A 21,343-nucleotide genomic window follows, 5' to 3' on the forward strand; every position below is an offset into this window, starting at 1 on the left:
CCGCGCCGTGCACGATGAAAGGACACACATACATGAGCACGACCGCTCGCGCCCTCGGGCGCCGAGTCGCCGCCGCCGCCGGGGCTCTGGCCATCGGCGTGGCGGGCCTGGGACTGGTCTCGGGCGCCGCCGTCGCCGCCGACGGCAATATCGACACCTCCAGGACCGGCTCGATCATCATCCACAAGCACGAGTCCGGCTCCCAGGGCAGTGACGGCACCGCCGACGGCAAGACCAATACGAACGGCGGCGACCCGGTCGCCGACGTCGTCTTCACGGCCTTCCCCATCAGCAACCTGGACCTGACCGCCCAGGCCTCCTGGGACGGGCTGAAGACCCTGTCCGTTCCGGCCGACGCCTGCGGCGCGGACGACAACACCCCCGCGCTGACGCTGCCCGGCGGCGCCGCGGCCGCCTTCGACGCCGGCGTGGTCAGCGCCCCGACCGACGCCACCGGCAACACCACCATCGGCAACCTGCCGGTCAAGGCCTACCTGGTCTGCGAGACCTCGGCCCCCGCGACGGTCAAGACGAAGTCCGCGCCCTTCCTGGTGACCATCCCGTTCCCGAACAACACGGCGAACACGGCCCACCCCGACGGCAATTGGCTCTACGACGTCAACGTCTACCCCAAGAACACCGTCGTGCTGGCCCCCACCAAGTCGATCACCGTCGAGGAGACCAAGCACGGCGTCCAGGCCGGTGAGCAGGTGACCTTCCCGGTCACCGCCAAGATCCCGTCCATCGCCGCGACGGACAACTTCACCCACTTCATCATCGACGACCCGCTCGACGCCAATATGGAGAACGGCAAGGTCGTCTCGGTCAAGATCGACGGCGTGGACGTGCCGACCTCCTACTACACCGCGACCGAGGGCCAGACGGTCACCGTCGGCTTCAACAGCGCCGGCCTGGCCCACCTCAAGACCAAGCCGAACTCCACGATCGAGGTCGTCTTCGCCGCCACCGTCAAGTCGGTTCCCGCCGACGGCAATATCCGCAACACCGCCAAGCTCTACGTCGACGCGAAGCCGTCGAACACCCCGCCGGACACCCCGCCGACCACCCCCAACGACATCCCCCCGGGCACCCCGGATGACGGCACTCCCACCAACGAGGTCGTCTCCAGCTGGGGCGACGTCAAGGTCCTCAAGCAGGACAAGGACAACGCCAAGGCGCTGGAGGGCGCGGTCTTCCAGGTCTACAACGCCGCCGACCCCTACGCCGCCGACTGCTCCGCCGCCACCAGGACCGGCGACCCGATCGCCGTGGGAGGTGCCACCGAGTTCACCTCCGACGCCACCGGCGTGGTGAGCATCGCCGGACTGTTCGTGGACTCGAAGGTGGGCGCCGCCGGCGTCACGGGCGTGACCCCCGACCACACGCAGCGCTGCTACGTCCTGGTCGAGACCAAGGCGCCCGCCGGCTACGTCCTGACGACGAACAACTCCACCCCCGTGGCCGTCAAGGCCGGCCTGACCGCCGACAAGGACGTGACCATCGACAACACCAAGCAGGACGTCCCCCAGCTGCCCCTCACCGGTGCCGCCGGCCGGGTCCTGCTCATGATGCTGGGCGCCGCGCTCATCCTCGGCGCCGTCGGCTTCGCCCTGTCGTCCCGCAAGAAGCGCGCGCAGGCCTGAGCGCCGCCGGCGCACCGGCCCCCTGACGGACCGGTGCGCCGACGCGCGGCCCCCGCGCCGACGCCGTGCGGCGGACAGACCCCGGTCTGCCCGCCGCACGGCGTCAGTCCCAGGAGAACCCACCGCATGTCACACCCCCGCCGTCGTCCCTCCGTCCGCGCCGCCCGCGCCGCCCGCTCCGGGCGCTGGCGCCTGTCGCGCTCCTCCCTCATCCCCGCGACGCTGGCGCTGGCGGGGATGATCGTCTTCTCCTACCCGACGATCGCCAGTTGGATCAGCCAGTACAACCAGTCCCGGGTCGTGGCCGACTACTCCGCGGCCGTGGACCGCACCAGCCCCGACGCCGCCACGCAGCTGGCCAATGCCCGCGCCTACAACGACGCCCTGTCGGTCGGCGCGGTCCTGCAGGCCAATACGAACGTGCCCACCGGCGCGGGCGAGGCGGGGGAGCAGGCCCTGAGCTACGACCAGATCCTCGACGTCAACGGCGCCGGCCTCATGGCGCGCCTCAAGATCCCCTCCATCGACCTCGACCTGCCCGTCTACCACGGCACCGCCGACCAGACCCTCCTGGAGGGCCTGGGACACCTGGAGGGCACCTCCCTGCCGGTGGGCGGCCCGGGCACCCGCTCCGTGATCACCGGGCACCGGGGCCTGGCCAACGCCGTCATGTTCACCAACCTCGACCGCGTCGAGACGGGAGACACCTTCGTCATCGAGGTCTTCGGCGAGGTGCTCACCTACCGCGTGGTCGAGACCAAGGTCGTCGAGCCCGAGCAGACCGAGGAGCTGCGCGCCGAGCCCGGCCGGGACCTGGTCACCCTCGTCACCTGCACGCCGCTGGGCATCAACACCCACCGCATCCTCGTCACCGGCGAGAGGATCCTGCCGACCCCCGCCGAGGACCTCGCCGCGGCGGGCAGCCCCCCGGACGTGCCCGGCTTCCCGTGGTGGGCGGTGATCCTGACCGGGGGCGTGGTCCTCATCGGCCTGTACGTCTGGCGCGCCGGCTGCCCGCCCCGCCCCCGGAGCGGCGGCGGGCCGGAGCGGGACGGGGCGGCCCCGGGGGAGGGCGCGCCCGACGCCGTCGTCGCGGCCCCGCCCGACGACGCCGCGGGTCCGTCCGAGGAGGGCGAGGGCCCGCCTGCGGTCGCGCCCGAGACCCCGCCAGCTGCGCCGGCCGCGTCCGAGGAGTCGCCGGCCGCGCCCGGGGCCCCGCCCGGGACCCGCGCGGAATCGCCCGAGGACCGGCGCCGCGCGGCGGAGGCCCCCACGCTCGTGCTGAGCCCGTACTCCGGCCTCGACGAGGAGATCTTCGGGCTCGGCCAGGGGCGCGGGGACGACGCCGGGGCGCAGGGCCGGCGTCGGCCGGTGCGCCGGGGCCGGACCCTGGGGGAGCACCTCGGCCTGTGAGGGGCCCGGTCCGACCGCCTGCGACACGCCCGAGCGCGGGGGACAGGGTGGTCGGTCTCACAGGCCCGGACGGCCCGCTCGGCTTCCCCGGCCGTGCGGGCGCTGATAGCGTTGGCGGGCCGGTCGGGCGATCGTCTGCCGGCCACCTCCCGGGGTCGACCCGGGAACCAGTCTGACGGACCCGATGCTCATCGGGTTTCCGTGTGTCCAGGCCGGTCTCATCTTTCTTCACAGGGAGAGCCGTGTGCGTCGCGCGAGCGACACACCCGAGCGCGTGGACCGGTCGATAGAGAAGCAGAGAGGTTAGGCGCCATGGCGGGACAGAAGATCCGCATCCGGCTCAAGTCCTACGACCACGAGGTCATCGACTCCTCGGCGCGCAAGATCGTCGACGTCGTGACCCGCGCGGGCGCGACGGTCGTGGGCCCCGTGCCGCTGCCGACCGAGAAGAACGTGTTCTGCGTCATCCGGTCGCCGCACAAGTACAAGGACAGCCGTGAGCACTTCGAGATGCGCACGCACAAGCGGCTGATCGACATCGTCGACCCGACCCCCAAGGCCGTCGACTCGCTCATGCGGCTCGACCTGCCGGCCGACGTCAATATCGAGATCAAGCTCTGAGGTGACAGGCCATGACCACGCTTAAGCAGCCGACTGCCGAGGCGCCCATCCGGGCGCTCCTGGGCACCAAGCTCGGCATGACGCAGATCTGGGACGAGGACGGCGTCCTGCGCCCCGTCACGGTCGTGCGCGTCGACACCAATGTCGTGACCCAGATCCGCACGCTTGAGAACGACGGCTACGAGGCCGTCCAGCTCGCCTTCGGCGAGATCCCCGAGCGCAAGGTCACCAAGCCCCTCAAGGGCCACTTCGAGCGGGCGGGGGTCGCCCCCCGCCGCCACATCGCCGAGGTCCGCACCGCCCTGACCGGCGAGTTCTCCCTGGGCCAGGAGCTGGGCGCCGACGTCTTCGAGGCGGGTCAGCTGGTCGACGTCACCGGCACCTCCAAGGGCAAGGGCTTCGCGGGCGTCATGAAGCGCCACGGCTTCTCCGGCGTGGGCGCCTCCCACGGCGCGCACCGCAACCACCGCAAGCCCGGCTCCATCGGCGCCTGCGCCACCCCGGGGCGCATCTTCAAGGGCCTGCGCATGGCCGGCCGCATGGGCCACGCGCGCCGGACCGTCCAGAACCTCAAGGTCCGCGGCGTCGACCCCGCCAAGGGCGTGCTGCTCGTGGGCGGCGCCGTCCCCGGGCCGAAGGGCTCGGTCGTCGTCGTGCGCACCGCCGTGAAGTCCGTCGCGAAGGGAGCCTGACACCATGGCTGACGCACTCTCCGTCGACATCGTCGACTCGAAGGGGGACAAGACCGGCTCCGTCGAGCTGCCCCCCGAGATCTTCGACGTCGAGCCCAATATCCCGCTCATGCACCAGGTGGTCGTGGCCCAGCTCGCCGCGGCCCGCCAGGGCACCCACTCCACCAAGACCCGCGGCCAGGTCCGCGGCGGCGGGCGCAAGCCCTACCGCCAGAAGGGCACCGGCCGCGCCCGCCAGGGCTCGATCCGCGCGCCGCAGTTCACCGGCGGCGGCGTCGTGCACGGCCCGCAGCCGCGCGACTACACCCAGCGCACGCCCAAGAAGATGAAGGCCGCCGCCCTGCGCAGCGCCCTGTCGGACCGGGCCCGCCACGGCCGCATCCACGTCATCACCGAGTTCGTCACCACCGACAGGCCGTCGACCAAGGCGGCCCTGGTCGCGCTGCGCCACCTCACCGACCGCAAGGTCCTGATCGTGACCGCCCGCGGGGACGAGCTCACCGTGCGCAGCCTGCGCAACCTCCCCGAGACGCGCCTGCTGCCGGCCGACCAGCTCAACACCTACGACGTCCTCGCCACCGACGACGTCGTCTTCACCGCCGACGCCCTGGACGCCTTCCTGGGCCGGGGCAAGGAGGAGTCCAAGTGAGCCTCGAGAAGTCCAGGAACCCCCGCGACGTCATCATCGCCCCGGTCGTCTCCGAGAAGTCCTACACCTGCATCGACCGCGGCCAGTACACGTTCATCGTCGCGCCGAGAAGCAACAAGACCGAGATCAAGCAGGCCGTCGAGGCGATCTTCGGCGTCAAGGTCGAGTCGGTCAACACCCAGAACCGCCGGGGCAAGACCCGCCGCACCCGCACGGGCATCGGCAAGTCGAAGGACACCAAGCGCGCCATCGTCACCCTGCGCGAGGGGACCATCGACATCTTCGGCGACATGGCGAAGTGACCCGGTAGGAGAGGATCGATATGGGAATCCGCAAGTACAAGCCGACGACGCCGGGTCGCCGCGGCGCCTCCGTGGCCGACTTCGTCGAGATCACGCGCAACCGGCCCGAGAAGTCCCTCGTGCGCCCGCTGCGCAAGACCGGCGGACGCAACTCCTCCGGGCGCATCACCGCCCGCCACAAGGGCGGCGGGCACAAGCGCGCCTACCGCATCATCGACTTCCGCCGGGCGGACAAGGACGGCGTGCCCGCCAGGGTCGCTCACATCGAGTACGACCCCAACCGCACCGCGCGCATCGCCCTGCTGCACTACGTCGACGGCGAGAAGCGCTACATCATCGCCCCCAGCAGGCTGAACCAGGGCGATATGGTCGAGGCCGGTCCGAACGCGGACATCAAGCCCGGCAACAACCTGCCGCTGCGCGCCATCCCCACCGGCACCGTGGTCCACGCCGTCGAGCTGCGGCCGGGCGGCGGCGCCAAGATCGCCCGCAGCGCCGGCACCTCGGTCCAGCTGGTGGCCAAGGAGGGCAAGTACGCGCAGCTGCGCATGCCCTCCGGGGAGATCCGCAATGTCGAGGCCGCCTGCCGCGCCACCATCGGCGAGGTCGGCAACGCCGAGCAGTCCAATATCAACTGGGGCAAGGCCGGTCGCATGCGCTGGAAGGGCGTGCGCCCGACCGTGCGCGGCGTCGTCATGAACCCGGTGGACCACCCGCACGGCGGCGGCGAGGGCCGCACCTCCGGCGGCCGCCACCCGGTCTCCCCGTGGGGCAAGCCCGAGGGCCGCACCCGTCGTCCCAACAAGTCCAGCGACCGCCTCATCGTGCGCCGTCGTCGGACCGGCAAGAAGCGCTGATAGGAGCCCGATATGCCGCGCAGCCTGAAGAAGGGGCCCTTCGTCGACGACCACCTCATGAAGAAGGTGGACGCCCAGAACGAGAAGGGCACCAAGAACGTCATCAAGACCTGGTCCCGCCGTTCGGTCATCACGCCGGACTTCCTCGGACACACCTTCGCCGTCCACGACGGCCGCAAGCACGTCCCGGTCTTCATCACCGAGTCCATGGTGGGCCACAAGCTCGGCGAGTTCGCTCCGACCCGCACGTTCCGCGGGCACGTCAAGGACGACCGCAAGTCGCGTCGCTGACGGACGGCGGAGAGTTTGAGAGGCAGGCAACTTATGGAAGCCAAGGCGCAGGCCAAGTACGTGCGCTGCACGCCGAGGAAGGCCCGTCGCGTCGTGGACGTCGTGCGCGGCAAGCGGGCGGTCGAGGCCGTGAACGTGCTGCGCTTCGCCCCGCAGGCCGCTGCGGTGCCGGTGCGCAAGGTCATCGAGTCGGCGATCGCCAACGCCCGCTTCAAGGCGGAGCGCGACGGCGAGCGCTTCGACGAGAACGAGCTGTTCATCACCGAGGTGTACGCCGACGAGGGGCCGACCCTCAAGCGGTTCCGCCCCCGCGCCCAGGGGCGCGCGGGCCGGATCCTCAAGCGCACCAGCCACATCACCGTCATCGTCGGGGACAAGTCCGACGCCGCCACGAAGGAAGGAGCCCGGTAATGGGGCAGAAGGTCAATCCGACCGGCTTCCGCCTGGGCATTACGACGGACCACCGCTCGCGCTGGTTCGCCGACTCGACCAAGCCCGGCCAGCGCTACCGGGACTTCGTCGAGGAGGACGTCAAGATCCGCCGTCTCATGGCGGACGGCATGGAGCGGGCCGGGATCTCCAAGGTCGACATCGAGCGCACGCGCGACCGCGTGCGCGTCGACCTGCACACCGCCCGCCCGGGCATCGTCATCGGCCGCCGCGGCGCCGAGGCCGAGCGCCTGCGCGCCTCGCTGGAGAAGCTGACCGGCAAGCAGGTCCAGCTCAACATCCTCGAGGTCAAGAGCCCCGACCTGGACGCCCAGCTGGTCGCTCAGGGCATCGCCGAGCAGCTGGCCAGCCGCGTCTCCTTCCGCCGGGCCATGCGCAAGGGCATGCAGTCGGCCATGCGCGCCGGCGCCAAGGGCATCCGCGTCCAGTGCTCCGGCCGTCTGGGCGGGGCGGAGATGAGCCGCAGCGAGTTCTACCGCGAGGGCCGCGTGCCGCTGCACACCCTGCGGGCGAACATCGACTACGGCTTCTACGAGGCCAAGACCACCGTCGGCCGTCTCGGCGTCAAGGTGTGGATCTACAAGGGCGATATGACGGAGCGCGAGTTCGCCCGTCAGCAGGCCGAGTCCGGCTCGCGCGGCCGCGGCGGCCGCGGTGAGCGCCGCGGCGGTCGCGGTGAGCGCCGCGGCGAGGGCCGTGAGCCCCGTGAGCCCCGCGGCGAGGGCCGTGAGCCCCGCGGCGAGGGCGCCCCGCGCCACAGCGGCGAGCAGCAGGCCGAGCAGGCGCCGGCCGCCGAGAGCGCTGCCGCCAACCAGGGAACGGAGGCCTGAGCCGTGCTCATCCCCCGCCGGACCAAGTTCCGCAAGCAGCACCGCCCGCACCGCACGGGCCTGTCCAAGGGCGGCAACCGGATCGCCTTCGGCGACTACGCCATCCAGGCCCTCGAGCCGGCCTACCTCACCAACCGCCAGATCGAGGCGGCCCGTATCGCCATGACCCGCCACATCAAGCGCGGCGGCAAGGTGTGGATCACCGTCTTCCCGGACCGCCCGCTGACCAAGAAGCCCGCCGAGACCCGCATGGGCTCGGGCAAGGGCGCGCCCGAGTGGTGGATCGCCAACGTCAAGCCCGGGCGCATCCTGTTCGAGCTGGGCGGCGTCGACGAGGCCCTCGCCCGCGAGGCCATGCGCCGCGCCCAGCACAAGCTTCCCATGAAGACCCGTTTCGTAACCCGTGAGGGCGGTGACGTCTGATGCCTATCGGATCCCAGGGGCTGACCCCCACCGACCTGGACGCCATGGACAACGAGCGCCTCGCCGAGGAGCTGTCCAAGGCCAAGGCCGAGCTGTTCAACCTGCGCTTCGCCTCGGCGACCGGCCAGCTCGAGGACCACGGGCGCCTCAAGGCCGTGCGCCGCGACATCGCCCGCATCCACACCATTGTGCGCGAGCGCGAGCTCGGCATCCGTACCGCTCCGAGCAGTCAGGAGTAGGAGTTCACGTGAGCGAGCAGACCACCACCACCAAGACCGAGCGGCCGCACCGCAAGGTGCGCCGCGGCTACGTCCTGAGCGACAAGATGGACAAGACCGTCGTCGTCGAGGTCGAGGAGCGCTACACGCACTCCCTGTACGGCAAGGTCCTCCGCCGTTCCAAGAAGGTCAAGGTCCACGACGAGCGCAACGAGGCCCGCCCCGGCGACCTCGTCCAGATCATGGAGACCCGTCCGCTCAGCGCCACCAAGCACTGGCGGCTGGTCGAGATCATCGAGAAGGCCAAGTGACCCGCTGACCGGCGGATTCCCGACGGCGCCGCGGCCCCTCCCGGGGCTGCGGCGCCGTCGTGCACGGCGGGCGCGGGAGCGGTGAGCAAAGGCACAGGCGCGGGCCGCCTCCTGCGGTTCCGCGCCATCCAGGGCCTGGACTAGGCTAACGGAGTTGCGCGCGCCCCCGGTGCGCCCCCCGGAGACCTCGCGCCCCGTGCGCCCGTGTCTGGAGGGCCTTCGCGCCGCGGACTCATCCCGGCCGATCGAGGGAGCGGTGCGCATGTGAACACAGAACGTTCGGCCAGGCTCGCGCTCCCCGGAGCGGGCGAGAACCGGCTCGACGACAGGAGAACACTCAATGATCCAGCAGGAGTCGCGACTGAAGGTCGCCGACAACACCGGGGCCAAGGAGATCCTTTGCATCCGCGTGCTCGGCGGCTCGGGTCGGCGCTATGCGGGTATCGGCGACACCATCGTCGCCACCGTCAAGGACGCCATCCCCGGCGGCAACGTCAAGAAGGGCGAGGTCGTCAAGGCGGTCGTCGTGCGCACCCGCAAGGAGCGCCGGCGCCCGGACGGCTCGTACATCCGCTTCGACGAGAACGCCGCCGTCCTCCTCAGGAACGACGGGGAGCCGCGCGGCACGCGCATCTTCGGCCCCGTCGGCCGTGAGCTTCGCGAGAAGAAGTTCATGCGCATCGTCTCACTCGCCCCGGAGGTGATCTGAAGCATGGCACGCATTAAGAAGGGCGACCAGGTCATTGTCATCGCCGGCAAGGACAAGGGCAAGACCGGCCGCGTCCTCAAGGTCATGCCCGACGTCGACCGCGTCGTGGTGGAGGGCGTCCAGCGCGTCACCAAGCACACCCGCATCGGCCAGTCCGCCCAGGGCGCCCGCACCGGCGGCATCGAGACCGTCGAGGCCCCGATCCACGCCTCCAACGTCATGCTCGTCGATCCCAAGACCAAGAAGCGCACCCGCGTGGGCTTCCGCGTCGAGGAGGGCGTGCGCCCCAACGGCCGCAGGCGCACCGTGCGCGTGCGCTACGCCAAGAAGTCCGGGGAGGACCTGTGATGGCTGACAAGACCGCCCCCCGCCTGAAGACCAGGTACACCGAGCAGGTGCGCCCGGCCCTGCGCGAGGAGTTCCAGCACCGCAACGTCATGGAGATCCCGCGCATCGTCAAGGTCGTCGTCAACATGGGCGTGGGCGAGGCCGCCCACGACTCCAAGATGATCGAGGGCGCCGTGCGCGACCTCGCCGCCATCACCGGCCAGAAGCCGCAGGTCACCCGGGCCCGCAAGTCCATCGCCCAGTTCAAGCTGCGGGCGGGCCAGCCGATCGGCGCGTACGTCACCGTGCGCGGCGACCGCATGTGGGAGTTCCTCGACCGCCTCATCTCGATCGCGCTGCCCCGCATCCGCGACTTCCGCGGCCTGAGCCCCAAGCAGTTCGACGGCAATGGCAACTACACCTTCGGTCTCACCGAGCAGTCCGTGTTCCACGAGATCGACGCCGACTCCATCGACCGCGTGCGCGGCATGGACATCACCGTGGTGACCACGGCCAAGACCGACGAGGAGGCCCGCTCGCTGCTGCGCCGGCTCGGCTTCCCCTTCAAGGAGAAGTGACATGGCGAAGACCGCTCTGATCGAGAAGGCCAACCGCAAGCCGAAGTTCGGCGTCCGCGCCTACACGCGCTGCCAGCGCTGCGGCCGGCCGCGCTCGGTGTACCGCAAGTTCGGCCTGTGCCGCATCTGCCTGCGCGAGATGGCCCTGGGCGGCCAGCTCCCCGGCGTGAGCAAGTCCAGCTGGTAAGAACTTACGTCGCAGGTCCGGTGAGGAAACCACGACGAGGAAGGGCGCAGGCCCACTCATGACTATGACAGACCCGATCGCAGACATGCTGACCCGTCTGCGCAATGCGAACAACGCCTACCACGACGCCGTCTCCATGCCGTCGAGCAAGCTCAAGGTGAATATCGCCGCCATGCTCAAGGCCGAGGGCTATATCGCCGACTACGAGGTGACCGACGCCCGGGTCGGCAAGACGCTCACGCTGAGCCTCAAGTACGGGGCCAACCGCCGGCGGGCCATCCAGGGCCTCAAGCGCGTGTCCAAGCCCGGCCTGCGCGTCTACGCCAAGTCCACGAACCTGCCCAAGGTCCTGGGCGGCCTGGGGGTGGCCATCCTGTCCACCTCCTCCGGCCTCCTGACCGACCGGCAGGCCGAGTCCAGGGGCGTGGGCGGGGAAGTCCTCGCCTACGTCTGGTGAAGCAGGAACGGAGGAATCACCATGTCTCGCATTGGACGTCTCCCCGTCCCGGTTCCCGCCGGAGTGGACGTGACCATCGACGGCAACGACGTGACGGTCAAGGGCCCCAAGGGCACCCTGTCGCGCACGATCAGTGAGCCGCTGAGCGTGACCCGGCAGGACGATGGCTCCATCCTGGTGACCCGGCCCGACGACGAGCGCCGCTCGCGCTCCCTGCACGGCCTGTCGCGCACGCTCATCCACAATATGGTCGTCGGCGTGACCGAGGGCTACTCCAAGCGGCTCGAGATCGTCGGCACCGGTTACCGCGCCGTCCAGAAGGGCACCGGCATCGAGCTGTTCCTCGGCTTCTCCCACACGGTCGTCGTCGAGGCCCCCGAGGGCATCACCCTCAAGGTGGACGGGAACCTCAAGATCGAGGTCTCCGGCATCTCCAAGGAGCAGGTCGGCGAGGTCGCCGCGAACATTCGCAAGATCCGCCCGCCGGAGCCCTACAAGGGCAAGGGCGTGCGCTACGCCGGCGAGAACGTGCGCCGCAAGATCGGAAAGGCTGGTAACAAGTAACCATGGCTTACGCGATCAAGAGGGGCAAGTCCAAGGCCGTCGCCCGCAAGATCCGCCACCAGCGCGTGCGCAAGCACATCAACGGCACCCCCGAGCGCCCGCGGCTGGTCGTCACCCGCTCCAACCGCCACATGGTGGCCCAGGTCGTCGACGACACGATCGGCCACACGCTGTGCTCCGCCTCCACGCTCGAGGACGTCGTCAAGGGCGTCGAGGGCCACAAGGTGGGCGCCGCCCGCAAGGTCGGCGAGCTCATCGCCGAGCGCGCCCGGGCCCTGGGCATCGAGGCGGTCGTCTTCGACCGCGGCGGCAACAAGTACCACGGCCGTGTCGCGGCCGTCGCCGAGGGCGCCCGCGAGGGCGGACTGAGGCTCTGAGCCAGACGACGAGAAAGCAGAGGAACAATGGCTGCATCGCAGCAAGACAGGTCCGCGTCGTCCGACGGCCCGGTCCGCGCCGCCGACGAGCGCCGGGGCGAGGGCCGCGGCCGCCGCGACCGCAGTGACCGCCGCGACCGTCGCGACCGCGGCAACGAGGACAAGTACATCGAGCGCGTCGTCGCCATCAACCGCGTGTCCAAGGTCGTCAAGGGCGGCCGCCGCTTCACCTTCACGGCGCTGGTCGTCGTCGGCGACGGCGAGGGCACCGTGGGCGTGGGCTACGGCAAGGCGAAGGAGGTCCCCTCCGCCATCGCCAAGGCCGTCGAGATCGCCAAGAAGAACTTCTTCCACGTCCCCATGATCCGCCGCTCCATCCCGCACCTGGTCCAGGGCGAGGACTCCGCCGGAGTCGTCCTGCTGCGGCCCGCCTCCCCCGGCACCGGCGTCATCGCCGGCGGCCCGGTGCGCGCCGTCATGGACTGCGCCGGCGTCCACGACATCCTGTCGAAGTCGCTGGGCTCGTCCAACGCGATCAATATCGTCCACGCGACGGTCGACGCGCTCAAGCAGCTCGAGCAGCCGGAGTCCGTGGCGGCCCGCCGCGGCCTGCCCCTGGAGGACGTCGCGCCGACGTCCATGCTGCGGGCCCGGGCCGAGGGCGAGGCCGACCGGCGCGCCGAGGCCGAGAAGAAGGAGGCCGCCGAGGCCGCCGAAGGAGTGGATGCGTGATGGCCGAGTCCGCATCGAAGCAGACGACCAAGCAGCTCAGGGTGACCCAGATCCGCTCGGGCATCGGCGGCACCCGCCGCCAGCGCGAGACCCTGCGCACCCTGGGCCTGCGCAAGATCCGCCAGTCCGTCGTGCGCGAGGACACCCCCTCCGTGCGCGGCATGATCGCCACGGTGCACCACCTGGTCACCGTCGAGGAGGCCTGAGATGGCTGACACCAGGAAGACCGAGTCGGCCGGGAAGTCCGGGACCGAGGCCGAGAAGGCCGAGAGGACCGAGAAGACGCGGATCATCAAGCTGCACCACCTGCGGCCCGCCCCCGGCGCCAAGAAGGCCAAGACCCGCGTGGGCCGGGGCGAGGGCTCCAAGGGCAAGACCGCCGGCCGCGGCACCAAGGGCACCAAGGCCCGCCGCCAGGTCCGCCCCGGCTTCGAGGGCGGCCAGATGCCGCTCCACATGCGCCTGCCCAAGCTCCGCGGCTTCAAGAACCCCAACCGGGTGGAGTACCAGCCCATTAACGTCGGCCGCATCGCCGAGCTGTTCCCCGCGGGCGGCCGGGTCACGGTCGAGGACCTCGTCGCCGCCGGCGCCGTGCGCGACGGCTGGCTCGTCAAGGTCCTGGGCGGGGGCGACGTCGACATCAAGCTGGAGATCACCGCCGACGCCTGGTCCGGCTCCGCCAAGGAGAAGATCGAGGCCGCCGGGGGCTCGCTCACCGCCCGCTGAGCGGGCCGGGCCCAGCCCCTCACCGGAGCGGGTCGCGAACGAGATCGAGGGCCCCTCCCACCGGTTCACCGCCGGGGGAGGGGCCCTCGATCGTTGTCAAGCCCTTCTACCGCTTCGGCGGCAGGAGAGGTCGCCGCGACGCGGGGCTTCGTCGCGGGGATGCGGGCGGACCGGGTGATCGAGGCCGCCGGGATGTGCCACGATCTTCCGGGCGGGCGGTGACGCCCGCGGGCGCGATGGTGACGGATACCCCGTTACAAGGGGGCGACGATGGGCCGCAGCGGGTGGTGCAGGCGGTAGGGTGGCTCACGGTGCTGTCCCGGTACCGGGCCGTCGTGCGCCCGCACGGCTGCCGTCAGATCGTCCCCGGAAGCCACAGGAGACCGAGTGCTCAGCGCGTTCATGCAGGCCTTCAAGACGCCTGACCTTCGGAGGAAGCTGCTCTTCACCCTGGGCATCATGGCCCTGTTCCGCCTAGGGTCCGTGCTGCCGACCCCGGGCGTCTCCCTCACCAACGTCCAGGCGTGCTTGGACCCCCTGAAGAACCAGCAGAACCAGGATGATCCCGGCCTGGTCAACCTCATTGACATCTTCTCCGGCGGCGCCCTGCTCCAGCTGAGCGTCTTCGCCCTGGGGATCATGCCCTACATCACGGCCTCCATCATCATCCAGTTGCTGCGCGTGGTCATCCCGCGCTTCGAGGAGCTGCACAAGGAGGGCCAGTCCGGCACCGCCAAGCTCACCGAGTACACCCGCTACCTGACCATCGGCCTGGGCGTGCTCCAGTCCTCGGCGATCGTGGCCACAGCCTCCACCGACCAGCCCTTCGGCATGCGATGCCCGGACCCGCTGGTCCCCCACTCCTCCCCCCTGACCATGGCCCTCATGATCGTCACCATGACCGCGGGCACCGGCCTGATCATGTGGCTCGGCGAGCTCATCACCGACAAGGGCATCGGCAACGGCATGTCCCTGCTCATCTTCACCTCCATCGTCGCGCGCATGCCCAAGAACCTGCTGTCCATCTTCGGCGGCTCCGACGCCTACAAGTTCTTCGTGGTCATCGCCATCATCCTCGTGGCCACCGTCGCCGTCGTCTTCATCGAGCAGGCCACCCGGCGCATCTCGGTGCAGTACGCCAAGCGCATGGTGGGCAGGCGCCAGTACGGCGGCTCGACCACCTACATCCCCATCAAGATCAACACCGCGGGCGTCATCCCCGTCATCTTCGCCTCCTCGATCCTGTCCATGCCCCAGCTCTTCGCCCAGTTCTCCAACACCAATGCGGGCTGGGTGCAGTGGATCCACAACCACCTCCGGCAGGACGCCAATGTCTACCTCGTGGCCTACAGCCTGCTCATCCTCTTCTTCACCTTCTTCTACACGGCCATCACCTTCAACCCGGAGGAGATCGCCGACAATATGAAGAAGTACGGCGGCTTCATCCCCGGCATCCGCGCCGGGGAGCCGACCGTGCGCTACCTCTCCTACGTCATCAACCGCGTGACGGTGGCCGGCTCGGTCTACCTCGTGGTCCTGGCCCTGCTGCCCACCCTGGCCGTCAGCAGGTGGCTCGGCCTGTCCTCGAGCCTGCCCTTCGGCGGCACGACGATCCTCATCATGGTCGGCGTGGGCCTCCAGACGGTCAAGGAGATCAACTCCCAGCTTCAGCAGCGCCACTACGAAGGGTTCCTCTCATGAGCGCACGCATGGTCCTCCTGGGCCCCCCCGGAGCCGGCAAGGGCACCCAGGCCGCCCGCATCGGCGAGCGCCTGGGCATACCGGCGATCTCCACCGGCGACATCTTCCGCGCCCACGTCGCCGGGAGCACCGAGCTGGGGCGGCGGGCCCGGGCCTACATGGACAAGGGCGAGTACGTCCCCGACTCGGTGACCAACGCCATGGTCGCCGACCGCCTGACCGAGGACGACGCCGCCTCCGGCTTCCTCCTCGACGGCTACCCCCGCACCGCGGCCCAGGTCGACGCCCTGGATGACATGCTCTCCGAGCGGGGCGAGGCCCTCGACGTCGTCGTCGAGATCACGGCCGACGCCGACGCCGTCGTCGAGCGCCTGCTGGGCCGCGCCGCCGAGCAGGGGCGCGCCGACGACACGGAGCCGGTCATCCGCCGTCGGCTCGAGGTCTACGCCGAGGCCACCGCGCCGCTGGCCGCGATCTACGAGGGCCGGGGCCTGCTGCTGCGCGTGGACGGCATGGGCGGCATCGACGAGGTGACGGACCGGATCATGGCGGCCCTGGCCGCCCGACTGAGTGTGTAGGTGCCGTGTTCTCCCGCAAGCGCATCGAGCTCAAGACCCCTGATCAGGTGCGCCACATGCGCCGTGCCGGGCTCGTGGTGTCGGACATCCACGCGGCCCTGCGCGAGACGGTGCGCCCGGGCGTGACGACCGGCGAGCTGGACGCGGTGTGCGCCGGTGTCATCGAGGCCGCGGGCGCCCGCTCTAACTTCCTGGGCTACTACGACTACCCGGCCACGGTGTGCGTCTCGGTCAATGACGAGGTCGTCCACGGCATCCCGGGCCCGCGGGTGCTGCGGGCCGGGGACCTGGTCACCTTCGACTGCGGCGCCTGCATCACCGACGACGACGGCGTCCAGTGGCACGGCGACGCCGCCTTCACCACCGTCGTCGGCGGGCGCTACGACGGCGACTCCGACCGCATCCTGGACCGCACCACCCATGAGGCCCTGTGGGCGGCCATCGCCGCCGTCGCCCGGGCCGCCGCGGGCCAGGCCGGCGGGCGCGCCCAGTGCCTCAACGCCATCGGCGACGCCGTCGAGGACGTCGTCGAGGCCACCGCCGAGCGCGACGGGCTGCGCCTGGGCATTCTGGAGGAGTACGTCGGCCACGGCATCGGCACGCGGATGCACATGGCCCCCGACGTGCTCAACTACTCCGTCAGGCGCAAGGGCCCGCGCCTGCGCCCGGGCATGGTGCTGGCCATCGAGCCCATGCTCACCGCCGGATCCGCCCGGGTCCGCGAGCTCGACGACGGCTGGACGGTCGTCACCCAGGACGGCTCGCGCGCCGCCCAGTGGGAGCACACAGTGGCCGTCGTCCCCGGCGGGGTCTGGGTGCTCACGGCGCCCGACGGCGGAGTCGAGGGCCTGGCCCCCTTCGGGATCGAGCCCCGCCCGGTGCGCTGAGGCGCCGGCCTGTGGCCGGGAACACCGCGAATGTGCCTCATCTCGCGTGGTGCCCCCCGGCGGGCCGTCGTATCCTTGGCAGTCGGTGCGCCAGCGGTACGCCCGCTCGGCGCCCTCTCCGACGGCGTCGCCATCGGAGGAAACTCGAGTGAGAAGGCACCGGAGGAACATGGCTAAGAAGGACGGCGTCATCGAGGTCGAGGGATCGGTCGTCGAGGCCCTTCCGAATGCGATGTTCCGGGTGGAGCTGAGCAACGGGCACGTCGTGCTCGCGCACATCTCCGGCAAGATGCGGCAGCACTACATCCGCATCCTCCCCGAGGACCGCGTAGTCGTGGAGCTGAGCCCCTACGACCTGTCCCGCGGTCGCATCGTCTACCGGTACAAGTGACGGTCCTCCCCGCGAGGGGCGTAAGGAGGAGCATTATGAAGGTCAAGCCGAGCGTCAAGAAGATCTGCGACAGCTGCAAGGTGATCCGTCGCCACGGCCGCGTCATGGTCATCTGCGACAACCCGCGCCACAAGCAGCGCCAGGGCTGAGGCCCGCGCACGGCCCCCCGCGGGGAGGCCGCCATCAGCACCCGCCCCGGCGACCGGCCCCGGCCGGCGCAACCCCCGGTTCTCGGAGGCCGGGGCCGCAGCGCACAGCGGAGAGGTGGGTGACGACCTCCGGGAGCACACAGGAGAACCACACCGTGGCACGCATTTCCGGCGTCGACCTGCCTCGCGAGAAGCGAGTCGAGGTCGCGCTGACCTACATCTACGGGATCGGGCGCACTCGCGCGGACCAGACCCTCAAGGCGACGGGCGTCGACCCCGACACCCGCGTCAAGGACCTGACCGAGGACGAGCTCGTCGCCCTGCGCACCCACATCGACTCCAGCTACCGGGTGGAGGGCGATCTGCGACGCGAGGTCCAGGCGGACATCCGCCGCAAGATCGAGATCGGCTGCTACCAGGGTCTGCGCCACCGCCGTCACCTGCCGGTGCACGGCCAGCGCACCAAGACCAATGCGCGCACCCGCAAGGGCCCCAAGCGCACCGTGGCCGGCAAGAAGAAGGCCAAGTAAGCAGCGGCCGCGGCGCGGCGAGGGCCCGCCGCGGACGACGATCCCGAACGAAGAAGGAAGCATGCCCCCCAAGACCCGCACCGCCGTGCGCAAGCCGCGACGCAAGGACCGCAAGAACGTCACGCACGGCCACGCCTACATCAAGTCCACCTTCAACAACACCATTGTCTCCCTGACCGACCCGCACGGCGCCGTCATCGCCTGGGCCTCCTCCGGCCAGGTCGGCTTCAAGGGCTCGCGCAAGTCGACCCCCTACGCCGCCCAACTGGCCGCCGAGGCCGCCGCCCGGCGCGCCCAGGAGCACGGCATGAAGAAGATCGACGTCTTCGTCAAGGGCCCGGGCTCGGGCCGGGAGACCGCGATCCGCTCCCTCCAGGCCGCCGGTCTCGAGGTCGGCTCCATCACGGACGTGACCCCTCAGGCCCACAACGGCTGCCGCCCGCCCAAGCGCCGCCGCGTCTGAAGGCCTCGGGCCGACGGCGCCCCCGCCCCGCACGGCGGCCGCGCCGTCGGCCCCATGCGCCCCGCCGACCGGCGGGGCGCGGGCGCACCGCGGCGGGCCCGCGGCGCCCGAGTCACGAGGAACGGCGTCATATAGCGGGCGCCGCGACGAAAGGAAACCACGTGCTCATCGCACAGCGACCCACGCTCACCGAGGAGGTCGTCGAGGAGGACCGCCGCTCGCGGTTCGTCATCGAGCCCCTGGAGCCCGGATTCGGCTACACGCTCGGCAACTCCCTGCGGCGCACGCTGCTGTCGTCCATCCCGGGCGCGGCCGTCACGTCCGTGCGCATCGACGGGGTGCCCCACGAGTTCCGCACCATCGCCGGCGTCAAGGAGGACGTCACCCAGATCATCCTCAATATCAAGGAGATCGTGCTCTCCTCCGAGAACGACGAGCCGGTGGTCATGTACCTGCGCAAGTCCGGCCCGGGCGCCGTCATCGCCGGCGACATCACCCCGCCGGCCGGCGTCGAGATCCACAACCCCGAGCTGGTCATCGCCACCCTCAACGAGAAGGGCAAGCTGGAGATCGAGCTGACGGTCGAGCGCGGGCGCGGCTACGTGTCGGCCAACCAGAACAAGGATCCGAACGCGGAGATCTCCCGCATCCCCGTGGACTCCATCTACTCGCCGGTCAAGAAGGTCTCCTACGCCGTCGAGGCCACCCGCGTCGAGCAGCGCACCGACTTCGACCGCCTCGTCGTCGACGTCGAGACGAAGGCCTCCATCACCCCGCGCGACGCCCTGGCGTCGGCGGGCAAGACCCTCGTCGAGCTCTTCGGCCTGGCCCGCGAGCTCAATGTCGAGGCCGAGGGCATCGAGGTCGGCCCCTCGCCCATGGATCAGGCCCTCCAGCAGGACCTCGCCCTCATGATCGACGAGCTGGACCTGCAGGCCCGTTCCTCCAACGCCCTCAAGCGCGAGGGCATCCACACCGTCGGCGAGCTCGTCGCGCGCAGCGAGGCGGACCTGCTCGACATCCGCAACTTCGGCGCCAAGTCCATCTCCGAGATCAAGGAGAAGCTGGCCGAGCTGGGGCTGTCCCTCAAGGGCTCCCCGGTCGACTACCTCGCGGACGACGACTACACCAACCCCACCTTCAGCGACGAGCACCTGGCCTGAGCCCCGCTCGCCATTCATCTAGGAGACAACATGCCCCGCCCCACCAAGGGCCCCCGACTGGGCGGCTCCCCCCAGCACGAGCGCCACATGCTGGCCAACCTGGCCACCCAGCTCTTCCTCCACGAGTCCATCAAGACCACGGAGGCCCGCGCCCGCCGTCTGCGCCCCTACGCCGAGAAGCTCATCACCAAGGGCAAGCGCGGCGACCTGCACGCCCGCCGCACCGTGATGAAGAAGGTGACGGACAAGTACGCCGTGTACCGCCTGTTCGAGGAGCTCGCCCCCCAGTTCGAGGGGCGCGAGGGCGGCTACACCCGCATTGTCAAGACGGCGCCGCGCAAGGGCGACAACGCCCCCATGGCCGTCATCTCCCTCGTGCTCGAGCCGGTGGCGAAGAAGGAGATCGTGGACGACGCCGTCGCCACCGCCAAGAGGGCGGCCGCCGAGGCCGTCAAGGCCGAGGAGCCCGCCGCCGAGGCCGATGAGGCCGAGGAAGCCGCCGAGGATGTCAAGGCCGAGGAGCCCGCCGCCGAGGACGCGCCCGCCGCCGAGGACGCGCCCGCCCAGAAGTGAGCCGTTAGTCCCGCCGCTCCGCTCCGGGAGGTCCGGACCCCATTGACGGGGTCCGGACCTCCCGGCAATTCCCGGGGCCCGGCCCTACCACCGCCGTACGGGGCGCCGCCAGGGGGCCGCGTCACCGTGGATATCACAGTCGGTCCGCCACCGCCGTGCGCCGGGGGCCGGACGCCGCCCCAGATGCCGCCCGGCACCGCCCTCCGCCGCGTATGCAAGGCAATTCGTAGAGGACCGTGAGCACCGGGGGAGGATGGGGCGGCGATGCTCCCGGGTGCCGCCCCGCACCCTCATTGTGATGAGACTCACATACGGATCTGTGGGAATCGCGACTTGAGGTTTCCGTCCGGTCACAATCGCGCTAGGCTGAAATCATATTGAGTCCTGACCTGACTACTGGGAGTTACACATGCCCCTGACAGACACATTGCGTAGTAGGGCGACTGTTCGTTCTGCGGCCAGGCGCGCCCTCGGCGTCCTCGTGGCCGGCGGCCTGGCGACGACCCTGGGGTGGACGGCGCTGACGGCGCCCGAGGCGCAGGCGGCGGGAACCGTCGAGGTGACGGGCATCACAACCCGCACGCTCCACGGCGATGACCCGACGACGGTCCAGGCCTGGCAGCGCATCGACATCACCGCGAACTGGACCGACAAGAACCCGACCGCCGGGGACACCATCAGCCTCGCCCTCGGGGAGGGACTGCGCTGGCCCGGCGGCGTCGACTTCCAGCTGACCAAGAAGGGCGACGAGAACGTCAAGATCGGCGACTGCGCCGTCCACGAGGCCGACAAGACCCTCATCTGCACCCTCAACGACACCGTTGAGCAGTGGGAGAGCATCGACGACGGCGAGCTCACCATCCACGCCCAGATGACGGACAAGATGGTCGGCAAGACGCAGACCACGGTCACCGTCAACGGCACGGACTTCACGGTCATTCCGGGCGATGACAACAACGACGGCACCTGCGACATCAGCTGCGACGGCGTGATCCCGAAGAAGGCCGACCCGAACAGCTTCAAGATCGGCTGGCTCAGCCGGGTCAACGATGACGGCAGCTATGTGTGGACGTGGGAGGTCAACGTCTCCGGCGCCACCTCCTACAAGGTGGTCGACCAGGGCGGGGACTACCGCTACGTGGAGTGCACGGACTCCGACTGGGGTCACTACTGGCGGCCCCAGGACGCCGCGTACAACGAGGAGACCCGCACGGTGACCTGGACGACGGCGGCGGCGACCACCGTCTGCCACGTCCTCTACACCTCCGGCTCCACGGCGGGCTCCGTCTCGAACGATGCGGTGGTCAACGACTCGGCGACGACGCTGACGGCGACGGCGACGGCCAACGCCCTCGGTGAGGGCTACGGCGACGGCTCCAACGCCACGCCGACGCCGACGCCGACCACCGAGGCCCCGACCACGCCCGCTCCGACGCCGACCACCGAGCCGACCGCTCCGGCCACCACCGAGCCGACCACCCCGGCCACCACTGAGCCCCCGGCCACCACCGAGCCGACCACCCCGGCCACCACTGAGCCCCCGGCCACCAC

At 70.4% G+C, this 21,343-nt stretch carries 32 protein-coding genes and 1 pseudogene; all 33 read left to right on the forward strand.

The window, feature by feature from the left end; genetic code table 11:
* The first annotated feature begins 32 nt into the window (after window positions 1–32).
* Window positions 33–1,643 carry a SpaH/EbpB family LPXTG-anchored major pilin gene (locus G446_RS0101360; RefSeq protein WP_026408773.1) on the forward strand — a complete coding sequence of 537 codons (1,611 nt, stop codon included), beginning with the start codon at window positions 33–35 and terminating at the stop codon, window positions 1,641–1,643.
* Window positions 1,644–1,769: 126 nt separating this feature from the next.
* Window positions 1,770–3,056: a class C sortase gene (locus G446_RS15280; RefSeq protein WP_211228212.1), complete on the forward strand. Its 1,287-nt coding sequence runs from the start codon at window positions 1,770–1,772 to the stop codon at window positions 3,054–3,056.
* Window positions 3,057–3,368: 312 nt separating this feature from the next.
* Complete coding sequence (gene rpsJ / locus G446_RS0101370) at window positions 3,369–3,677, forward strand: 30S ribosomal protein S10 (protein ID WP_003786051.1); 309 nt, start codon at window positions 3,369–3,371, stop codon at window positions 3,675–3,677.
* 11 nt (window positions 3,678–3,688) lie between these two features.
* Entirely contained in the window at window positions 3,689–4,369 is a 681-nt protein-coding gene (gene rplC, locus G446_RS0101375) for a 50S ribosomal protein L3 (protein ID WP_051285537.1), read from the forward strand.
* A 4-nt stretch (window positions 4,370–4,373) separates the two neighbouring features.
* Complete coding sequence (gene rplD / locus G446_RS0101380; RefSeq protein ID WP_026408775.1) at window positions 4,374–5,018, forward strand: 50S ribosomal protein L4; 645 nt, start codon at window positions 4,374–4,376, stop codon at window positions 5,016–5,018.
* On the forward strand, window positions 5,015–5,320 hold the full coding sequence (gene rplW / locus G446_RS0101385) for a 50S ribosomal protein L23 (RefSeq protein ID WP_026408776.1): 306 nt from the start codon (window positions 5,015–5,017) through the stop codon (window positions 5,318–5,320). The genes rplD and rplW overlap by 4 nt, the downstream gene beginning before the upstream one ends.
* 20 nt (window positions 5,321–5,340) lie before the next feature.
* Complete coding sequence (gene rplB / locus G446_RS0101390; protein WP_026408777.1) at window positions 5,341–6,177, forward strand: 50S ribosomal protein L2; 837 nt, start codon at window positions 5,341–5,343, stop codon at window positions 6,175–6,177.
* A 12-nt stretch (window positions 6,178–6,189) separates the two neighbouring features.
* Window positions 6,190–6,468 carry a 30S ribosomal protein S19 gene (gene rpsS / locus G446_RS0101395; RefSeq protein WP_026408778.1) on the forward strand — a complete coding sequence of 93 codons (279 nt, stop codon included), beginning with the start codon at window positions 6,190–6,192 and terminating at the stop codon, window positions 6,466–6,468.
* A gap of 33 nt (window positions 6,469–6,501) precedes the next feature.
* Window positions 6,502–6,879 (forward strand): 50S ribosomal protein L22, encoded by a 378-nt coding sequence (gene rplV / locus G446_RS0101400; protein ID WP_026408779.1) that lies wholly within the window; start codon window positions 6,502–6,504, stop codon window positions 6,877–6,879.
* Window positions 6,879–7,748: a 30S ribosomal protein S3 gene (gene rpsC / locus G446_RS0101405; RefSeq protein WP_026408780.1), complete on the forward strand. Its 870-nt coding sequence runs from the start codon at window positions 6,879–6,881 to the stop codon at window positions 7,746–7,748. The genes rplV and rpsC overlap by 1 nt, the downstream gene beginning before the upstream one ends.
* A gap of 3 nt (window positions 7,749–7,751) precedes the next feature.
* The gene (gene rplP / locus G446_RS0101410; RefSeq protein ID WP_026408781.1) at window positions 7,752–8,171 is read left to right on the forward strand and encodes a 50S ribosomal protein L16; all 420 of its coding nucleotides are present in this window, start codon (window positions 7,752–7,754) and stop codon (window positions 8,169–8,171) included.
* Window positions 8,171–8,410: a 50S ribosomal protein L29 gene (gene rpmC / locus G446_RS0101415; protein ID WP_026408782.1), complete on the forward strand. Its 240-nt coding sequence runs from the start codon at window positions 8,171–8,173 to the stop codon at window positions 8,408–8,410. Before rplP ends, rpmC begins: the two co-directional genes overlap by 1 nt.
* Before the next feature lie 8 nt (window positions 8,411–8,418).
* A complete protein-coding gene (gene rpsQ, locus G446_RS0101420; protein ID WP_026408783.1) occupies window positions 8,419–8,700 on the forward strand; it encodes a 30S ribosomal protein S17 in 282 nt (93 codons plus the stop codon).
* 340 nt (window positions 8,701–9,040) lie between these two features.
* A complete protein-coding gene (rplN, locus tag G446_RS0101425) occupies window positions 9,041–9,409 on the forward strand; it encodes a 50S ribosomal protein L14 (protein WP_026408784.1) in 369 nt (122 codons plus the stop codon).
* 3 nt (window positions 9,410–9,412) lie between these two features.
* The gene (rplX, locus tag G446_RS0101430; RefSeq protein WP_026408785.1) at window positions 9,413–9,757 is read left to right on the forward strand and encodes a 50S ribosomal protein L24; all 345 of its coding nucleotides are present in this window, start codon (window positions 9,413–9,415) and stop codon (window positions 9,755–9,757) included.
* Window positions 9,757–10,314 carry a 50S ribosomal protein L5 gene (gene rplE / locus G446_RS0101435; protein ID WP_026408786.1) on the forward strand — a complete coding sequence of 186 codons (558 nt, stop codon included), beginning with the start codon at window positions 9,757–9,759 and terminating at the stop codon, window positions 10,312–10,314. Before rplX ends, rplE begins: the two co-directional genes overlap by 1 nt.
* 1 nt (window position 10,315) lies before the next feature.
* Window positions 10,316–10,501 (forward strand): type Z 30S ribosomal protein S14, encoded by a 186-nt coding sequence (locus G446_RS0101440; protein ID WP_026408787.1) that lies wholly within the window; start codon window positions 10,316–10,318, stop codon window positions 10,499–10,501.
* Window positions 10,502–10,559: 58 nt separating this feature from the next.
* The gene (rpsH, locus tag G446_RS0101445) at window positions 10,560–10,958 is read left to right on the forward strand and encodes a 30S ribosomal protein S8 (protein ID WP_026408788.1); all 399 of its coding nucleotides are present in this window, start codon (window positions 10,560–10,562) and stop codon (window positions 10,956–10,958) included.
* 21 nt (window positions 10,959–10,979) lie between these two features.
* On the forward strand, window positions 10,980–11,522 hold the full coding sequence (rplF, locus tag G446_RS0101450) for a 50S ribosomal protein L6 (protein WP_026408789.1): 543 nt from the start codon (window positions 10,980–10,982) through the stop codon (window positions 11,520–11,522).
* 2 nt (window positions 11,523–11,524) lie between these two features.
* Window positions 11,525–11,899 carry a 50S ribosomal protein L18 gene (gene rplR / locus G446_RS0101455; protein ID WP_026408790.1) on the forward strand — a complete coding sequence of 125 codons (375 nt, stop codon included), beginning with the start codon at window positions 11,525–11,527 and terminating at the stop codon, window positions 11,897–11,899.
* A gap of 27 nt (window positions 11,900–11,926) precedes the next feature.
* Window positions 11,927–12,631, forward strand: a complete 705-nt coding sequence (gene rpsE, locus G446_RS0101460; RefSeq protein ID WP_026408791.1) for a 30S ribosomal protein S5 — start codon at window positions 11,927–11,929, stop codon at window positions 12,629–12,631.
* Window positions 12,631–12,837 carry a 50S ribosomal protein L30 gene (gene rpmD / locus G446_RS0101465; RefSeq protein ID WP_026408792.1) on the forward strand — a complete coding sequence of 69 codons (207 nt, stop codon included), beginning with the start codon at window positions 12,631–12,633 and terminating at the stop codon, window positions 12,835–12,837. The genes rpsE and rpmD overlap by 1 nt, the downstream gene beginning before the upstream one ends.
* A gap of 1 nt (window position 12,838) precedes the next feature.
* Entirely contained in the window at window positions 12,839–13,357 is a 519-nt protein-coding gene (gene rplO / locus G446_RS0101470; protein WP_051285538.1) for a 50S ribosomal protein L15, read from the forward strand.
* A gap of 387 nt (window positions 13,358–13,744) precedes the next feature.
* Complete coding sequence (gene secY / locus G446_RS0101475) at window positions 13,745–15,058, forward strand: preprotein translocase subunit SecY (protein ID WP_026408794.1); 1,314 nt, start codon at window positions 13,745–13,747, stop codon at window positions 15,056–15,058.
* Complete coding sequence (locus tag G446_RS0101480) at window positions 15,055–15,636, forward strand: adenylate kinase (RefSeq protein ID WP_211228213.1); 582 nt, start codon at window positions 15,055–15,057, stop codon at window positions 15,634–15,636. The genes secY and G446_RS0101480 overlap by 4 nt, the downstream gene beginning before the upstream one ends.
* 5 nt (window positions 15,637–15,641) lie before the next feature.
* Entirely contained in the window at window positions 15,642–16,523 is an 882-nt protein-coding gene (gene map / locus G446_RS0101485; RefSeq protein ID WP_026408796.1) for a type I methionyl aminopeptidase, read from the forward strand.
* Between the two features lie 169 nt (window positions 16,524–16,692).
* On the forward strand, window positions 16,693–16,914 hold the full coding sequence (gene infA, locus G446_RS0101490; RefSeq protein WP_003781847.1) for a translation initiation factor IF-1: 222 nt from the start codon (window positions 16,693–16,695) through the stop codon (window positions 16,912–16,914).
* Window positions 16,915–16,949: 35 nt separating this feature from the next.
* The gene (gene rpmJ / locus G446_RS0101495; protein ID WP_026408797.1) at window positions 16,950–17,063 is read left to right on the forward strand and encodes a 50S ribosomal protein L36; all 114 of its coding nucleotides are present in this window, start codon (window positions 16,950–16,952) and stop codon (window positions 17,061–17,063) included.
* A 155-nt stretch (window positions 17,064–17,218) separates the two neighbouring features.
* Complete coding sequence (gene rpsM / locus G446_RS0101500) at window positions 17,219–17,593, forward strand: 30S ribosomal protein S13 (protein WP_026408798.1); 375 nt, start codon at window positions 17,219–17,221, stop codon at window positions 17,591–17,593.
* A 61-nt stretch (window positions 17,594–17,654) separates the two neighbouring features.
* A complete protein-coding gene (gene rpsK / locus G446_RS0101505; RefSeq protein ID WP_026408799.1) occupies window positions 17,655–18,056 on the forward strand; it encodes a 30S ribosomal protein S11 in 402 nt (133 codons plus the stop codon).
* 161 nt (window positions 18,057–18,217) lie between these two features.
* Window positions 18,218–19,219, forward strand: a complete 1,002-nt coding sequence (locus G446_RS0101510; protein WP_026408800.1) for a DNA-directed RNA polymerase subunit alpha — start codon at window positions 18,218–18,220, stop codon at window positions 19,217–19,219.
* Window positions 19,220–19,249: 30 nt separating this feature from the next.
* Window positions 19,250–19,783, forward strand: a pseudogene (rplQ, locus tag G446_RS0101515) (50S ribosomal protein L17); the annotation flags it as partial.
* 418 nt (window positions 19,784–20,201) lie between these two features.
* Window positions 20,202–21,343: Ig-like domain-containing protein (locus G446_RS0101520; protein ID WP_156916467.1), on the forward strand; the 1,142-nt coding region annotated here is incomplete at its 3' end.

Source organism: Actinomyces dentalis DSM 19115, from assembly GCF_000429225.1.
GTDB lineage: Bacteria > Actinomycetota > Actinomycetes > Actinomycetales > Actinomycetaceae > Actinomyces > Actinomyces dentalis.

Coding starts and splice junctions, on each gene's coding strand:
- G446_RS0101360 (WP_026408773.1), top strand. CDS start 33: ATGAGCACGACCGCTCGCGCCCTCGGGCGCCGAGTCGCCGCCGCCGCC.
- G446_RS15280 (WP_211228212.1), top strand. CDS start 1,770: ATGTCACACCCCCGCCGTCGTCCCTCCGTCCGCGCCGCCCGCGCCGCC.
- rpsJ (WP_003786051.1), top strand. CDS start 3,369: ATGGCGGGACAGAAGATCCGCATCCGGCTCAAGTCCTACGACCACGAG.
- rplC (WP_051285537.1), top strand. CDS start 3,689: ATGACCACGCTTAAGCAGCCGACTGCCGAGGCGCCCATCCGGGCGCTC.
- rplD (WP_026408775.1), top strand. CDS start 4,374: ATGGCTGACGCACTCTCCGTCGACATCGTCGACTCGAAGGGGGACAAG.
- rplB (WP_026408777.1), top strand. CDS start 5,341: ATGGGAATCCGCAAGTACAAGCCGACGACGCCGGGTCGCCGCGGCGCC.
- rpsS (WP_026408778.1), top strand. CDS start 6,190: ATGCCGCGCAGCCTGAAGAAGGGGCCCTTCGTCGACGACCACCTCATG.
- rplV (WP_026408779.1), top strand. CDS start 6,502: ATGGAAGCCAAGGCGCAGGCCAAGTACGTGCGCTGCACGCCGAGGAAG.
- rpsC (WP_026408780.1), top strand. CDS start 6,879: ATGGGGCAGAAGGTCAATCCGACCGGCTTCCGCCTGGGCATTACGACG.
- rpmC (WP_026408782.1), top strand. CDS start 8,171: ATGCCTATCGGATCCCAGGGGCTGACCCCCACCGACCTGGACGCCATG.
- rplN (WP_026408784.1), top strand. CDS start 9,041: ATGATCCAGCAGGAGTCGCGACTGAAGGTCGCCGACAACACCGGGGCC.
- rplX (WP_026408785.1), top strand. CDS start 9,413: ATGGCACGCATTAAGAAGGGCGACCAGGTCATTGTCATCGCCGGCAAG.
- rplE (WP_026408786.1), top strand. CDS start 9,757: ATGGCTGACAAGACCGCCCCCCGCCTGAAGACCAGGTACACCGAGCAG.
- G446_RS0101440 (WP_026408787.1), top strand. CDS start 10,316: ATGGCGAAGACCGCTCTGATCGAGAAGGCCAACCGCAAGCCGAAGTTC.
- rpsH (WP_026408788.1), top strand. CDS start 10,560: ATGACTATGACAGACCCGATCGCAGACATGCTGACCCGTCTGCGCAAT.
- rplF (WP_026408789.1), top strand. CDS start 10,980: ATGTCTCGCATTGGACGTCTCCCCGTCCCGGTTCCCGCCGGAGTGGAC.
- rplR (WP_026408790.1), top strand. CDS start 11,525: ATGGCTTACGCGATCAAGAGGGGCAAGTCCAAGGCCGTCGCCCGCAAG.
- rpsE (WP_026408791.1), top strand. CDS start 11,927: ATGGCTGCATCGCAGCAAGACAGGTCCGCGTCGTCCGACGGCCCGGTC.
- rpmD (WP_026408792.1), top strand. CDS start 12,631: ATGGCCGAGTCCGCATCGAAGCAGACGACCAAGCAGCTCAGGGTGACC.
- rplO (WP_051285538.1), top strand. CDS start 12,839: ATGGCTGACACCAGGAAGACCGAGTCGGCCGGGAAGTCCGGGACCGAG.
- G446_RS0101480 (WP_211228213.1), top strand. CDS start 15,055: ATGAGCGCACGCATGGTCCTCCTGGGCCCCCCCGGAGCCGGCAAGGGC.
- infA (WP_003781847.1), top strand. CDS start 16,693: ATGGCTAAGAAGGACGGCGTCATCGAGGTCGAGGGATCGGTCGTCGAG.
- rpmJ (WP_026408797.1), top strand. CDS start 16,950: ATGAAGGTCAAGCCGAGCGTCAAGAAGATCTGCGACAGCTGCAAGGTG.
- rpsK (WP_026408799.1), top strand. CDS start 17,655: ATGCCCCCCAAGACCCGCACCGCCGTGCGCAAGCCGCGACGCAAGGAC.